Here is a 14,324-nt window from a genome sequence, read left to right as displayed (position 1 = left end):
CGCCGGAAACATAAAATTCTCCGCAGCGGATTCACGCCAGATTTTTCTGCCGGCACACCCCTATGAAGCAGTCACTCCAGTTAAAACTCGGCACTCAGCTGACAATGACGCCACAGCTGCAACAGGCCATCCGCCTGCTGCAGCTGTCGACGCTGGACCTGCAACAGGAAATTCAATCCGCCCTGGACAGCAACCCGCTGCTGGAGTCGGACTTCGACGAGCACGCCGGAGAATCACTCCAGGACCAGAACACTCCCGCAGAGCGCAAGGAAGAAGCCTCTGAGCGAGCCGCGGAAACCCAGGCCGAGTCCTCCGCAGACGGCGACTGGACCAACGATATTCCAGATGACCTGCCGGTAGATACGCGCTGGGACGACATCTATTCAAGCGGCAGCCACAGTGGCGGCGAGGGCGAAGATTTCGCGCTCGAGCAGCGCAGCGCGGCCTCGGAAAGCCTGCAGGATCACCTGCAGTGGCAACTCAACCTCACCCCACTCTCTATCGAAGACAAGCTGATCGGCGAAACGCTGATCGACGCCATCGCTCCCAACGGCTTCCTGGGTACCCCCATTGAAGAGCTGGCGGAGTCCATGGAGCTGGACGTCGATGAGGTCATGGCCGTATTGAAGACCATCCAGCAGCTGGAGCCGGCGGGCTGTGGCGCGCGCGATCTGCGCGAAAGCCTGCTGCTGCAACTGCGCCAGCTGCCGGACCAAACCCCCTGGCTTTCTCAGGCCGTAGCCGTGGTGAGCCAGCACCTGGACCTGCTGGGAAAACGGGACTTTCGCCAATTGAGCCGCCGCACCCGCCTCAGCGAAGCGCAACTGGGCGATGTCATGCGGCTGATCCAGACGCTCACGCCCTACCCCGGTGAGGCCTTCGGTGGCGAGGAGCCCCAGTATGTGGTGCCCGACGTCATCGTCAGCCGCAAGCAAGACCGCTGGGTCGTGGAACTAAACCCGGAAACCACGCCCAAGCTGCGCATCAATGACGCCTACGCGGCAATGATCAAGCGTGCAGACAACTCCAGTGAAAACAACTATCTGCGCGACAACCTGCAGGAAGCGCGCTGGTTCCTGAAAAGCCTGCAAAGCCGCCACGAAACGCTCCTCAAGGTCGCCAGCAGCATTGTGGAAAAGCAGCAGGGATTTTTCGAGCAGGGGCCGGAAGCCATGAAACCCATGGTGCTGGCGAATATTGCCGAAACCATCGGCATGCACGAGTCCACTATTTCCCGGGTCACCACCCAGAAGTACATGCTCACGCCTCGCGGCGTATTCGAACTCAAGTACTTTTTCTCCAGCCATGTCAGCACCGACTCCGGAGAAGATGCTTCCTCCACTGCCATCCGGGCGCTGATCCGCAAGCTGATCGATGGCGAGCAGCCGCGCAAACCGCTGTCTGACAACAAGATCACCCAGGAGCTCGACGCCCAGGGGATCAAGGTGGCGCGACGCACTGTAGCGAAATACCGGGAGTCCATGGGCATCCCCTCCTCAAGCGAAAGAAAGCGACTGGTGTAGGCCGCAGGGTCACACTTTTACCCAAACCCGTCGTGCCTTCCCCCCAATTCCACCTACACTTGGCCTCGGCGGCTATTTTCTGGGCAACCAATAGCCTGACAGCGAGTGTATCCTTCCATTCTGACGCACTTCCTAGTAGGGTTGCCGCCCTGTGCGGGGGTGCAGCCAGATTGTGTTGTACTCGATGAGGAGAAATCCATGCAGATCAATATCAGTGGCCACCATGTAGACGTTACTCCGGCCATTCGCGATTACTGCCTGACCAAACTGGACAAGCTCTCCCGCCACAATGACCTGATCACCACAACCCAGGTCACCCTGTCCGTCGACAAACTAGTCCAGAAAGCCGAAGCGCGGATTCACGTGAGCGGCAACAAGGATATTTTTGCCGATTCGGAGTCAGAGGATATGTACGCGGCGATTGATTCGCTGACCGACAAACTCGACCGACAGCTGTTGAAACACAAAGAGAAGTTACGCGGTCACCGCTAGGCTCCATCATTACGAGTCAACGGTTGATTCGCACCGCTAGATCATCTGCACGTTATGACATTGGAAGCATTACTCTCTCCCCGCCTGAGCCTTTGCCACCTGGCGGGGAGTAGCAAGAAAAAGCTGTTGCTCAATATCGCCCAGGCGATCTCCGAACTATACCCCGACCTGGACACCGACACAGTGTTCAACCAGCTGGTAGCCCGGGAGCGCCTGGGTTCTACCGGCATTGGTGAAGGTGTCGCCATTCCACACTGCCGTCTGCCTGGCTGTGAGAAGCCCATCGGTGTCCTTTGCACCACCTCTCCAGCTGTAGATTTTGACGCCATCGACCGTCAGCCGGTGGATCTGCTTTTCGCCCTGCTGGTACCGGAGGATTCCGACCAGGAGCACCTGGATACCCTGGCGGAAATTGCCGCCCTGTTCAGTGACAGCCGTGTACGTGAAAAGCTGCGCCAGGCCACTACCAGCGATGACCTCTACGCACTGGCCATTAACAGCGCAGCGGCGGCCTGATTTTTATTGAGCTAGCGCTCAATGGCGCAGCTTTCGACCCCGCGGATCGGGGTGACTGCTTTATACTGGCCCGGCGAATAATTAGGGCCTGCTCAATTGGCAAGGAGCGCGAGTGCAATGCGATTGGTCATCATCAGCGGCCGTTCCGGCTCAGGAAAAAGTTCTGCCCTGCAGCTACTGGAAGACGTAGGCTTCAACTGCATCGATAACCTGCCCGCGAGCCTGCTGCCAGAATTGGTACGCCGGGTAAGCGAGCAATCACCACAGACTGCTCCGGGCCACCATGAAAACACCCAACTTGCCCTGGGCATCGACGCCCGCAACCTGTGGCAGGATGTGCGCCAGGCACCCCAGGTCATTCATGACCTGCGCGAGAGCGGTGTTGAATGCGACGTTGTCTATCTGGATGCACGCTCTCCGGTGCTGGTTCAACGCTTCAGCGAGACCCGACGCAAGCACCCCCTGAGCGACAGCCGAACCCACCTGTTGGAAGCCCTCAACCGGGAGAAAGAAATCCTGGCGCCACTGGCCTCCATGGCCGACCTGGTGATCGATACCAGCAGCCTTAGCCTGCACCAACTGCGCGACCAGATTAAAACCCGGGTGGTCGGCAAAGACTCACCGGGTATGGCGGTGCTATTCCAGTCTTTCGGCTTTAAGCACGGCGTGCCGGTAGACGCAGACCTGGTGTTTGACCTGCGCTGCCTGCCCAATCCGTACTGGGTAGCGGAGCTGCGAGAAAAAACCGGGATGGACCCGGAAGTAGCGGACTTCCTCCGCTCACACCAGGAAACCCAGGACATGCAGCGGGATATCACCGCATTTCTGGAGCGCTGGCTGCCCTCATACCAGCAGAGCAACCGCAGCTATACCTCGGTGTCCATCGGCTGCACCGGTGGCCGCCACCGCTCGGTATACATGGTGGAACAACTGGCCAAGCACTTTGCCAGTACATTTGAAAACATTCAGATCCGCCATCGGGAACAACAGAAAAACCACGGTTGAGCCTCTCGCCAGACTGCTCGACGGTAAAAAACCGCACGGAAAGATCATCGCCAATGCAGAAAAGTCGTATCACCATCATCAATAAACTCGGACTTCACGCGCGCGCGGCCAGCAAATTTGCCCAGACCAGTGCGCGCTTTTCCTCCGATGTGAAAGTGCACTGCCAGGGAAAAGCCGTGGACGGTAAGAGCGTGATGGCTTTGATGTTACTGGCCGCCGGCAAGGGTGTAGAGCTCGAACTCGAAGTGGCCGGGCGCGATGAGGACGCTGCCCACGAAGCTATTTGCGCACTGATCAATGATCGCTTCGGTGAGGGTGAATAGAGCCCAGCACAGTGGACTGAACAGATAGCCGGAAAGACAAACAAGCTGCCAACTCCCGGTTTAGCACTATAATGCCGGCACCCGCCCCTCCACCGAACACCAGGACCGTCTGTGCCCAAACCCGTCAACGCCGACATCAATTTCCGCGCCCAAAACCAGCTCGGTGAGCTGTACGCGGCACTGGATAGCGGTACCGGGCGCGAAGTCCAGCGCATGCTGGCATCCCTCTCCCCCCCCAGCATCGCCCAGCTACTGGAAAGCTCCCCACCGCGCATTCGTCAGGTGCTGTGGAAACTGATCGATCGCCAGATCGAGGGTGAGGTGCTGCAGGAACTCCCGGACGAGGTACAGAGCCAGATTCTCTCCACCATGGACACCGAGGAAATGGTGGCGGTGATGGAAGGGCTCGATGCGGACGATGTGGCGGACATCCTGCAACAACTGCCAGATCGGGTGATGGCGGAAGTGCTGTCGGCGATGAGCGAGCGCGACCGCCAGCGGGTAGAGAGCGTCCTCTCTTACGATGAGGAAACCGCCGGCGGCCTGATGGATACGGAGATTGTCTCCGTGCGCCCGAACCTGCACCTGGATGTGGTACTGCGTTACCTGCGCCGCCACGAGCAGCTGCCGGAATCCACCGATAACATCTTTGTCGTCAACCGCAAGGACCGTTTTATCGGCCTGCTGCCGCTGACCAAGCTGCTGACCACTGACCCGTCGGTTACCGTGCGCGAGATTATGGTGACCGATATCGAGCCGATTCCCGCGGATATGCCGGACGATGAAGTGGCGCGACTTTTCGCCAAGTACGACTGGATTACCGCGCCGGTTGTCGATGAGGAGCGTCACCTGTTGGGCCGCATCACCATTGATGACGTGGTGGATGTGATCCGCGAGGACGCGGATCACTCGCTGATGAGCCTGGCGGGTCTCGACGAGGAGGAGGACACCTTTGCCACGGTCAGGCGCACGGCGCCGCGCCGCGCCATCTGGCTGGGCATCAACCTGCTCACCGCACTGCTCGCGTCCTGGGTGATCAATCTGTTTCAGGGCACCATCGACAAGGTGGTGGCGCTGGCGGTTCTGATGCCAATTGTGGCGAGTATGGGCGGAGTTGCCGGCAGCCAGACACTGACGGTGGTCATTCGCGGTATGGCACTGGGCCAGGTGGGCCGCAGCAACCTGGGCTGGCTGTTGTCGCGAGAGCTGGGTAGCGGTGCGTTAAACGCGATCCTGTGGTCGGCGGTAATGGGAGTCATTGCGGCACTCTGGTTTGGGGATCCGCGTATCGCCTGGATTATCATTGCGGCCATGGTCATCAATCTGATTACGGCGGCGCTGGCGGGGGCAATTCTGCCGGTGGCGCTGCGGGCAATGCGGATCGATCCGGCGCTGGCTGGTGGTGTGGCACTGACGACGGTGACGGATGTGGTGGGCTTTATGTCTTTCCTTGGACTGGCAACAATATTTTTTGCCTGATGATTGGGTACCCGGCTTACCGGGTACTGCAATTATTGGTTGAATTCAGATCTCGAGATTTTCTATGCACAATTCTGATGAAAACAATCCGTACGATGAGTTTGATGAGGACCTTCCGAAAAGCAAAACTCAAATAAAGGAGGAGATGCACGAGCTGCAGGCGCTCGGCAAAAAACTGACGGAGCTGAATGCGGCAAAGTTGGCGGAGGTGCCGATGGATGCGACGCTTGAGGAAGGGATTGCGACCTTTCACCGGATCAAGTCGCGGGAGGCGCGGCGGCGCCAGCTTCAGTACATTGGTAAGTTGATGCGCAAGGCGGATGTGGAGGCGATTGAGGCGGTGCTGGAGAAGCACAAGGAGCAGGACCACCACCATTTGCGCTTTGACCGGATGGCGGAGGAGTGGAGGGAGCGCTTGCTGACCGAGGGCAAGGAAGGCCAGAGTGCATTTTTTGATGCGTTCCCCGGTGTGGATATCCAGCAATTGCGCACGCTGATTCGCGAGTCCAATAAAGAGATTGCCAATAAAAAAGCCCCAACCAACCAGCGAAAACTGTTTCGCTACTTGCGGGACTTTTTTATGCAGGTGGACTGAGCGGGACGTCAAAGCTCAATTCGCACCTTCTTTTCGCGCCCGGTGGCGGCAAGCCACCGGGGAAGGGTTTTCAGGACCACTGTAAACCCTTCCTTGGGCGTTGCGGCGCAAACGTCCTGTTTGCGACGCTCCTGAAAACCCTTCCCCGGCAGCGTGCCTTCGATTCGAACTTCAGCTGCGATTAAGCGATTCCCAACTTCTCTATCCCGACTTCAACCCGGGCAGGTTTCAGCCGTTAGCGGCTTTCCCGGCTCATTCCCCTCCGCTGGATTCTTCAGCGGCTTGAACAAGACCAGCAGCAATGGCAGCAGTGTAAGTGAGCCCAGCAGGGCCGCCGACATGGCCAGTGCGGTCAGCAATCCGAAGTAAATCGAGGGCACGAATTTGGACAGTGCCAGTATCGAGAAGCCGGCGATAATCGTTATGGCGGTGTAGAACATGGCGCGGCCAATGGTGGCGTGGCTGCGGTGCATGGTGGCGATGTAGTCGCCGTCTTTGGCGAATTCTTCGCGGAACCGGTACAGGTAGTGGATGGCGTGGTCGACGCCGATGCCGACGGTGATGGCGGCGATGGTGATGGTCATCATGTCCAGCGGGATGTTTGCCAGGCCCATACCGCCGAGGACCACGCAGGCGGCGAGCATATTCGGCACCAGGGCGATAATCGCGATGGGCAGTGACCGGAACAGCACCAGGAACATCAGCAGGATGCCGGCGAAGACGGCGCCCAATGTGAGGATCTGGGATTTGAACAGGCTCTGCAGCATGTTGTTGTACAGCACCAGCATGCCGGTCTGGCGGATGTTTTCCGGGGCGATGCCCATTTCATTCTCTGCATAGGCGTAGATACGCTGGATCAGTTCATCCCGGCGCAGGTTGGGGTCGGTTTCCATCACGCGCATGGTGATGCGCGCCTGCTGCTCTTGCGGCGACCAGTAGGGGTTAATCAGTACCTGATTGATTTCGTCCGGCAGGCTCTGGCGGGCAACGGCCAGCTCGAAGTCGTTGAGGCCGCCGTCGTTCAGGTCCTGGGCCACTTTGTACAGGGTGGCGAGGGACTGCACCTTGCCGATTTCCGGCTGCGCTTCAAGGAAGTCGTGCAATTGCTCGATCTGGTTGAGGCCGGCTACGGTAAACCAGTAGGCGTCCGGGGCCTGGCTCTCGCCGACATCCGCGGCAAAAGGATCGTCCGCAGCGAAGGGGTCTTCGGCGGCAAACGGATCTGCCTCCCCTTCCGCGCCGTCGCCAGCAATCTCATCGCCGCCGAAGTCAGCGCCGAACGGATCTTCTTCCCCAGCATCCGCTCCCTCAAAAGCCGGTGCGGTGTCTTCCGGTTTGCTGAGAACCACATCCAGGCTGATGGTGCCGCCGAGGCGCTGATCAATGACCAGCATGCCCTGGTGAATCTCGGTGGAATCGTCAAAGTAATCGATAAAGCGGTTTTCCACTTTCAGTCGGGAGATACCCACGGCGCTGATTATCGCCGCCACCACTGCAACACCGAGCACGATACCTTTGTGGTTCTCCGCAAAGCGGGAAAACACCTGGGTAAATGCGTGAGAGTTGTCCGCGCCCTGGCCGCCGTCGCGCTTTTTCAGCAGCATCAGGCTGGCGGGAATAATCAGGAATGACAGCACCAGTGCCATGGTCACCCCAATGGTCATCATCCAACCGAAGTCGATCACCGGGCGAATTCCGCTCACGACCAGGGAGATAAACGCGACCATAGTGGTGAGGCCGGTGTACAGGCAGGGTTTGGCCATAAACGCGACGGTGGCAGACGCCAGCTGGAAGCGATCCCACTCCGGGTGCTCGGAGAAATACTCGCGATAGCGCACCGCCAGGTGGATGGTGATGGCCAATGTGATGATCAGCAGCAGGGCGACAAAGTTGGCGGAGATCACGGTCATACGCCAGTCGAGCCAGGAAAGCAGCCCCAGCATCATCACCGCGGTGGTCACACAGGTAATCAGCGGCAGCAGTACCCAGCGCGGCTGGCGAAATATCAGCAGCAGGGTGACCACGATGAAAATCAGAATACCGGCGCCGAATACCATCAGGTCACTCTGGATAAACGCGATCATATCCGAGGTGATCATGGTGAGACCGCCGAGGAACAGCTCGGCGTTGTCGTCGTAATGGGCGAGGATCTGCCGCACCTCGTCGACGCGATCCCGCGCGGCGGTTTCCTGGGCGGTGCGGTGTTTCAGGTATTCTGCACTCACCGCTTCCAGGCGGCTTGCCTGTTCCGCATCCAGACCCTGCTCATTGCGCAGGCGACGCAGCGCATCGCGCTCGCGCACCAGGTCGAGTCCTTCCCTGTCCAGTTCCAGGTTGAGCATCATGGCGGTGGTCTCACCATCGGGGCTCAATATCAGTTCTTTGTAAATCGGACTTTCAAGGAATTCTTTACGGGCCAGGCTCTTGTCAATACCGGGGCTCGACAGGGTGCGGATACCGCCTGCTACCTCGGTGATGGAAAGCTTGGGACTGTACAACAGCGGCACGTTGAGGATCGACTGAACCCCGGTGACACCGTCCACCATGGCAAGCTCGTCCTGCAGGCGACGCATGGTAGCGAGGGATTCATCGCTGAACAGATCACCGTTGTTGTAGCGATAGGTAACTACCAAAAAGTCACCGGAGTTGTAGCGTTCGGAAATTTCGCGGAAAAAGTCCAGTGAGTCGTCGGTTTCCAGCGTCAGGGAATCTGCCGAGGCATCCAGTTTGAATTTCGGCAGGCCGGCCGCAGCGGCGATGGTGAACAGTGCCACCAGTGTCAGAACGGTTTTCGGATGTCCGAGAACCAATTTTTCGTACCAGGTCTTCAAGCCCAACAGCATAATCAATTCGCTTTGTTCTGATCGGAATCAGGCAGCGCGTGTTGTTTCCATTGTGCGCGTTGCCGAATATTCGAGAGTCGTCTAAATGTCTGTTTACTTGTCCACGTGACCGAGGTCGCGCTCGGGAAACAGGACGTCCCGCACTTTCTGTTTCAGTTCTTTCGGCCCGGGAAAGCCGCCATCGCGTTTACGCTCCCAGATCAGCTGGTCGCCTACGTGAATTTCGAACACACCCCCACTGCCCGGCTTCAGTGCAACCTGGTCCAGATCTTCGGCGAAGGTGTACAGCAGCTCCTGGGTCATCCAGGTGGCACGCAGCATCCAGTTGCACTGCACGCAGTAATGGATGGTGACGGTCTTTTGCATAGCGCAGGGCTCTCAGCAGTTGCCCCAGGGGGGCAACAGGGTTTGTTCGATGTGTAACTGACTCAGGATTCTGGCCACCACAAAGTCCACCAGATCCTCCACGGTTTGCGGCTTCTGATAAAAACCCGGGCTGGCCGGCAGAATGACCGCTCCCATGCGGGTGAGCTTCAGCATGTTTTCCAGGTGAATTTCTGAATACGGCGCTTCCCGAGGAACCAGAATCAACTGCCGGCGCTCTTTCAGGGCCACATCCGCTGCGCGCTCAATCAGATTATTGGACGCACCCGTGGCAATGGCAGACAGGGTGCCGCCGCTGGCCGGGCAAATCACCAGACTGCTTGCGGCGCCGGTGCCGGACGCGACCGGAGAAAACCAGTCGCGCTTGCCGAACAGGGTTAACTGCCCTGCTTCCGCAGCATACAGTTCGCGCAGAAAATCTTCTGTGCGACCTTCTTCCGGCAGGGAAACGTCGGTTTCCGTATCAATCACGATGCGCGCCGCATCGGACAGCAGCAGCCACACCCGCACTCGCGCCACCAGCAGGCACTGCAGCAGGCGCAGACCGTACTGGGCGCCGGAGGCACCGGTGATCGCCAGGGTTACTGTTTTGGGAAAAGTGGGCTCAGCCAAAGAAGTATCCGTTTCCGCCCCCGCGCGGGGCTATTTGCCGTATCTCTGCTCCAGCGCGTGGAGCAATCGCTGGTGTACACCGCCGAAGCCACCGTTGCTCATCACAATGATGTGGCTGCCGGGGCCAGACAGTTCGAGCACGGATTCTACCGCAGCGTCGATGCTGTGGAGAACCTTTGCCGGTACGGTGGAATGGTGAACCACCTCATCCAGGGACCAGTTCATCCCTTCGGGCTGGTACCAGAGCACCAGGTCCGCCCCCGAGCAGGCTCGGGCCAGTTGATTCTGATGGTGTCCCATACGCATGGTATTGGAGCGCGGTTCAATCAGCGCAATGACTTTTTCACTGCCGACCTTCGCCCGCAGGCCATTGAGGGTGGTTTCAATCGCTGTGGGGTGGTGGGCGAAATCGTCGTAGACCCGGATACCCTGGATCTCCCCCAGACACTCCATACGCCGCTTCACTCCGCCAAACTGACCCAGCGCCTCCGCGGCGGTGGCCGGCTCGACGCCCACATGGCGCGCGGCAGCGATGACCGCAAGTCCGTTCTTCACACTGTGCAGTCCGGTTTGCTCCCACTGCACCCTGGCCACGGTGGTGCCCTCCAGCTGCACGTCGAAGTGTCCACCGTCCGCCGACACGTTCACTGCGCACCAGTCCCCCAGGCGCACACCATCGGCGTGTTCGACATCAAAGCGCTGCACTTCACTCCAGCAGCCGGCTTCCAGCACCTGGGATACCGCATCTTCCCGGGCGGCGATGACCAGCCCACTGGCGGGCACGGTGCGCACCAGATGGTGGAACTGCTTCTGAATGGCAGCAAGATCCTCGAAGATGTCCGCATGGTCAAATTCGAGGTTGTTGATGATCAGCGTGCGCGGGCGGTAGTGGACGAACTTGGAACGCTTGTCGAAGAAGGCCGTGTCGTACTCGTCGGCCTCCACCACAAAGAACGGCGTACTGCCGAGGCGCGCCGATACATCAAAATTCTGCGGTACTCCGCCGATCAGAAAACCGGGGTCCATGCCCGCATAGTCGAGTACCCAGGCCAGCATACTGGCAGTGGTGGTCTTGCCGTGGGTACCGGAGACTGCCAGTACCCAGCGCCCGCCGAGGAAATGATCACACAGCCACTGAGCGCCGGAGGTATAGGGCAGGCCCTTTTCCAGCACCGCTTCCACCGCCGGATTACCGCGGGACAGGGCGTTGCCGATAATCACCAGGTCCGGGGCCGGCTCCAGTTGGGCCGGGTCGTACCCTTCGGTCAGCGCGATCCCGGCATTTTCAAGCTGGGTACTCATGGGCGGATACACATTGGCATCGGAGCCGGTGACCTTATGACCCTCGGCCACCGCCAGTTGCGCAAGGCTCCCCATAAAGGTGCCGCAAATGCCTAGAATATGAATATGCATGCCAGTTGTTCACTCTGTTCAATACGGATGCGCGCCATTTCCGGCCCCGAAGGCCGCACGTGGCGCCGCCTGAGACTGCTCATTCACGCAATCATTCCCCACTTTTGCGGGAATTTCCGAGGCCACCTGCGGCTCGGCGCGCTTTTTGCTTCTGCTTCGGTCTATGGCAGGAAGTGTCAGCAGTGCTCGAAAAATCGACGACGCGCAAGCTTATCACGGCGTTTTACCACAGTAAGTGTCGAATACCCGCAATTCCATGCAATCGCCATATGAATACATTAGACTTCGCGCCGCGTGAGGTAGCCGCCAAGAGCCGCCCGCCGCTCCCACCCCACGCTACGGGTGACTTTTGACGAGAAGCCATAGGATAGACATGTCGAAGAAGAACGCTTTTTACGCGCAATCTGGCGGTGTGACCGCCGTCATCAACGCCTCCGCCTGCGGAGTCATCGAGACCGCCCGCCAGCACAGCGACAAGATCGGCAATATCTACGCCGGCCTCAATGGCATTGTCGGTGCCCTCAAGGAAGAACTGATCGACGTCAGCCAGGAATCCACCGAGACTATCGCAGCCCTGCGCCACACCCCGTCCGGTGCCTTTGGTTCCTGCCGCTACAAACTGAAGAGCCTGGAGCAGAACCGCGCAGAGTACGAGCGCCTGATCGAAGTGTTCAAAGCTCACAACATCGGTTACTTCTTCTATAACGGCGGTGGCGATTCCGCCGATACCTGCCTCAAAATTTCCCAGCTGTCGGAAAAGATGGGCTACCCCATCCAGGCAATCCACATTCCCAAGACAGTGGATAACGACCTGCCGTTTACCGACAACTGCCCGGGCTTTGGCTCCGTGGCCAAGTACGTTGCCGTCTCCACCAAGGAAGCGGCGTTAGATGTGGCCTCCATGTGCGCCACCTCCACCAAAGTTTTCATCGTTGAAGTGATGGGCCGTCACGCGGGCTGGATTGCCGCCGCCGGCGCCCTCGCTCAGGAACAGGAAGGCGATGCCCCGCACATCATCCTGTTGCCGGAAGTGGCTTTTGATAAAGAAAAGTTCCTCGCCAAGGTGCAACAGACCGTCGCCGACAAAGGCTACTGTGTAATCGTCGCCTCTGAAGGCGCCCAGTACGAAGACGGCACCTTCCTGGCCGACGCCGGCAGTGTGGATGCCTTTGGCCATAAACAGCTGGGCGGCGTAGCACCCACTCTGGCCAAAATGGTCAAAGACGAACTGGGCCTCAAATACCACTGGGCCCTGGCGGACTACCTGCAGCGCGCTGCGCGTCATATCGCTTCGGCCACCGACGTAGAGCAGGCCTACGCTGTGGGCAAGGCGGCGGTGGAAGCGGCGGTGGCCGGCAAGAATGCCATCATGCCGACCATTGAACGCAACGGCACCAGTGCCGCCGACTACAGCTGGACCATTGGCGAAGCTCCGCTTTCCGAGGTGGCCAACGTCGAGAAGTTCATGCCCAAGGAATTTATTTCCGAAGACGGCTTCGGCATCACCCAGGCCGGCCGCGATTACCTGGAACCACTGATCCAGGGCGAGGACTACCCGCCTTACAAAAATGGTATTCCGCAGTACGCGCGCCTGAAAAAGGCCCTGGTGGAAAAGAAACTGAAGGAAGGCTTTGACGTTTAATCGTCACAGGCTTTGCCAATGAAAAAGGCCCCAACCGGAAACGGTTGGGGCCTTTTTTGTTTTGCTGACTCAGTAACTAAACGTTCAGTAAAAGGTGTTGCCGTTCCCACGGGGAAATCTCCCGGTGGAACAGGCGCATCTCCTCGTACTTTACCGCCGCGTAGAGCTGGCAGAAGTCCTCCCCTATTGCCTGGCGCAACTCATCGGCATCGTCGAAGATGCGCAACGCCTCATCAAAAGTCAGCGGGATATAGAAGCTTTCTTCCTGCTCTTCATCCAGTTCCGACGCGGCCGGCGCGCTCGGCTCGATACCGTTGATCATGCCGAGATAACCACACACCAGACTTGCCGCAATCGCCAAATAGGGATTCGCATCGACTCCAACCACACGATTTTCCAGACGGCGATCCTGCGCACCGGAGTTGGGTACCCGCAGGCCGGTGGCGCGGTTGTCGTAGCCCCAGCCGATATTGGTCGGCGCGCTGGAGTTATCCGACAGCACGTAGCGGCGGTAGGAATTCACGTTGGGCGCGATAAACGGCATGATTTCCCGCAAATGTTTCTGGGTGCCGCCGATAAAGTAACGGAACAGGTCCGAGGCACTGCCGTCTGCCGCCGAAAACACATTGCCGCCGGTATGGACGTCCACCACGCTCTGGTGAATATGCATGGCGCTGCCGGGCTGATCGCGCATGGGTTTGGCCATAAAGGTGGCAAACATACCGTTTTTCAGCGCCGCCTCGCGGATGATGCGCTTGAAGTAAAACACCTGGTCGGCGAGCAGCAGCGGATCGCCGTGTGGCAGGTTGAACTCCACCTGGCCGGCGCCGTCTTCCTGAATCACCGAGTCGATATGCAGGCCCGCGGCCTCGGCAAACTCATAAATGGTATCGATAACCGGGCCGTATTCGTCGATGGCGGTCATGGAATAGGACTGCAGGGAAGTACCCGAGCGACCATTGCGACCGATGGGTGGCTGGATCGGCTCATTGGGATCCACATTCGGCCGGGTCAGATAGAACTCCAGCTCCGGCGCCACAATCGGCTGCCAGCCCCGCGCCCGGTACATGGCAATTACCCGCTTCAGCACGTTGCGCGGCGCGCAGGGAATCGGGTTGCCGTCGAGATCCTGCAGGTCGTGAATAATCTGCAGTGCCGGCGTTTTTGCCCAGGGAACCGCCATGGCGGTGGACATATCCGGCACCAGCGCCATATCGCTTTCCGCCCACTGGTTTTCGATATCCATCTCCACATCCTGGCCGGTGATGGTCTGGTAGAAGATGGAGATAGGCAGGAAGATCGGCGCTTCGGGGGAGAACTTGTTCAACGGCATCGCCTTGCCCCGCGACATGCCATTCAGGTCCGGGACAATGCACTCCACCTCATCCAGGCGGCGGCCGTTCAGGTAGGCGAGGAAGGCTTCGGGAAGGTTTTCCAGCCAGGTACGTACATCGGGCTGACTCATAGGGGCTCCAGTAAATTGGCCAGGAGATTGGC

At 58.9% G+C, this 14,324-nt stretch carries 13 protein-coding genes; 8 read left to right on the top strand and 5 right to left on the bottom strand.

Going from position 1 to position 14,324, the window contains the following annotated elements:
* Window positions 1–62 precede the first annotated feature (62 nt).
* The 7 genes from ACXAG1_RS07960 (at window position 63) to yjgA (ending at window position 5,933) form a co-directional block, all read left to right on the top strand.
* On the top strand, window positions 63–1,523 hold the full coding sequence (locus ACXAG1_RS07960; RefSeq protein WP_475119443.1) for an RNA polymerase factor sigma-54: 1,461 nt from the start codon (window positions 63–65) through the stop codon (window positions 1,521–1,523).
* A 198-nt stretch (window positions 1,524–1,721) separates the two neighbouring features.
* Window positions 1,722–2,015 (top strand): ribosome hibernation-promoting factor, HPF/YfiA family, encoded by a 294-nt coding sequence (gene hpf / locus ACXAG1_RS07955; protein ID WP_475093717.1) that lies wholly within the window; start codon window positions 1,722–1,724, stop codon window positions 2,013–2,015.
* Between the two features lie 54 nt (window positions 2,016–2,069).
* Window positions 2,070–2,531: a PTS IIA-like nitrogen regulatory protein PtsN gene (gene ptsN / locus ACXAG1_RS07950; RefSeq protein WP_475093718.1), complete on the top strand. Its 462-nt coding sequence runs from the start codon at window positions 2,070–2,072 to the stop codon at window positions 2,529–2,531.
* Window positions 2,532–2,648: 117 nt separating this feature from the next.
* Entirely contained in the window at window positions 2,649–3,536 is an 888-nt protein-coding gene (gene rapZ, locus ACXAG1_RS07945) for an RNase adapter RapZ (protein WP_475093719.1), read from the top strand.
* A gap of 53 nt (window positions 3,537–3,589) precedes the next feature.
* The gene (locus ACXAG1_RS07940; protein ID WP_475093720.1) at window positions 3,590–3,859 is read left to right on the top strand and encodes an HPr family phosphocarrier protein; all 270 of its coding nucleotides are present in this window, start codon (window positions 3,590–3,592) and stop codon (window positions 3,857–3,859) included.
* Between the two features lie 135 nt (window positions 3,860–3,994).
* Window positions 3,995–5,338 (top strand): magnesium transporter, encoded by a 1,344-nt coding sequence (mgtE, locus tag ACXAG1_RS07935; protein WP_043318414.1) that lies wholly within the window; start codon window positions 3,995–3,997, stop codon window positions 5,336–5,338.
* Between the two features lie 64 nt (window positions 5,339–5,402).
* Window positions 5,403–5,933 (top strand): ribosome biogenesis factor YjgA, encoded by a 531-nt coding sequence (yjgA, locus tag ACXAG1_RS07930; protein ID WP_475093721.1) that lies wholly within the window; start codon window positions 5,403–5,405, stop codon window positions 5,931–5,933.
* A 212-nt stretch (window positions 5,934–6,145) separates the two neighbouring features.
* Here the strand turns inward: yjgA and ACXAG1_RS07925 are convergent, their stop codons facing one another.
* The 4 genes from ACXAG1_RS07925 to mpl form a co-directional block, all read right to left on the bottom strand.
* Window positions 6,146–8,776 carry an efflux RND transporter permease subunit gene (locus ACXAG1_RS07925; RefSeq protein ID WP_475119442.1) on the bottom strand — a complete coding sequence of 877 codons (2,631 nt, stop codon included), beginning with the start codon at window positions 8,774–8,776 and terminating at the stop codon, window positions 6,146–6,148.
* Window positions 8,777–8,869: 93 nt separating this feature from the next.
* Window positions 8,870–9,142: an Rdx family protein gene (locus ACXAG1_RS07920; RefSeq protein ID WP_475093723.1), complete on the bottom strand. Its 273-nt coding sequence runs from the start codon at window positions 9,140–9,142 to the stop codon at window positions 8,870–8,872.
* Between the two features lie 12 nt (window positions 9,143–9,154).
* Window positions 9,155–9,772 carry a flavin prenyltransferase UbiX gene (locus ACXAG1_RS07915; protein WP_475119441.1) on the bottom strand — a complete coding sequence of 206 codons (618 nt, stop codon included), beginning with the start codon at window positions 9,770–9,772 and terminating at the stop codon, window positions 9,155–9,157.
* A 30-nt stretch (window positions 9,773–9,802) separates the two neighbouring features.
* The gene (gene mpl, locus ACXAG1_RS07910; RefSeq protein ID WP_475119440.1) at window positions 9,803–11,185 is read right to left on the bottom strand and encodes a UDP-N-acetylmuramate:L-alanyl-gamma-D-glutamyl-meso-diaminopimelate ligase; all 1,383 of its coding nucleotides are present in this window, start codon (window positions 11,183–11,185) and stop codon (window positions 9,803–9,805) included.
* Between the two features lie 373 nt (window positions 11,186–11,558).
* Here mpl and ACXAG1_RS07905 point away from each other — a divergent pair, with 373 nt between their 5' ends.
* Window positions 11,559–12,827: a 6-phosphofructokinase gene (locus tag ACXAG1_RS07905; protein WP_475093726.1), complete on the top strand. Its 1,269-nt coding sequence runs from the start codon at window positions 11,559–11,561 to the stop codon at window positions 12,825–12,827.
* Window positions 12,828–12,903: 76 nt separating this feature from the next.
* Here ACXAG1_RS07905 and ACXAG1_RS07900 read toward each other — a convergent pair whose 3' ends face one another.
* The gene (locus ACXAG1_RS07900) at window positions 12,904–14,292 is read right to left on the bottom strand and encodes a glutamine synthetase family protein (protein ID WP_475119439.1); all 1,389 of its coding nucleotides are present in this window, start codon (window positions 14,290–14,292) and stop codon (window positions 12,904–12,906) included.
* Window positions 14,293–14,324 lie beyond the last annotated feature (32 nt).

This window comes from Microbulbifer sp. ABE4_465, assembly GCF_056160765.1.
This window is presented reverse-complemented; position numbering and strand designations above follow the sequence as displayed.

Bases quoted from the DNA above. Each gene is read 5' to 3' on its own strand.
- ACXAG1_RS07920 (WP_475093723.1), bottom strand. From the start codon at position 9,142: ATGCAAAAGACCGTCACCATCCATTACTGCGTGCAGTGCAACTGGATG.
- ACXAG1_RS07900 (WP_475119439.1), bottom strand. From the start codon at position 14,292: ATGAGTCAGCCCGATGTACGTACCTGGCTGGAAAACCTTCCCGAAGCC.
- rapZ (WP_475093719.1), top strand. From the start codon at position 2,649: ATGCGATTGGTCATCATCAGCGGCCGTTCCGGCTCAGGAAAAAGTTCT.
- ACXAG1_RS07960 (WP_475119443.1), top strand. From the start codon at position 63: ATGAAGCAGTCACTCCAGTTAAAACTCGGCACTCAGCTGACAATGACG.
- ACXAG1_RS07925 (WP_475119442.1), bottom strand. From the start codon at position 8,776: ATGCTGTTGGGCTTGAAGACCTGGTACGAAAAATTGGTTCTCGGACAT.
- yjgA (WP_475093721.1), top strand. From the start codon at position 5,403: ATGCACAATTCTGATGAAAACAATCCGTACGATGAGTTTGATGAGGAC.
- ACXAG1_RS07905 (WP_475093726.1), top strand. From the start codon at position 11,559: ATGTCGAAGAAGAACGCTTTTTACGCGCAATCTGGCGGTGTGACCGCC.
- mpl (WP_475119440.1), bottom strand. From the start codon at position 11,185: ATGCATATTCATATTCTAGGCATTTGCGGCACCTTTATGGGGAGCCTT.
- ptsN (WP_475093718.1), top strand. From the start codon at position 2,070: ATGACATTGGAAGCATTACTCTCTCCCCGCCTGAGCCTTTGCCACCTG.
- hpf (WP_475093717.1), top strand. From the start codon at position 1,722: ATGCAGATCAATATCAGTGGCCACCATGTAGACGTTACTCCGGCCATT.
- ACXAG1_RS07940 (WP_475093720.1), top strand. From the start codon at position 3,590: ATGCAGAAAAGTCGTATCACCATCATCAATAAACTCGGACTTCACGCG.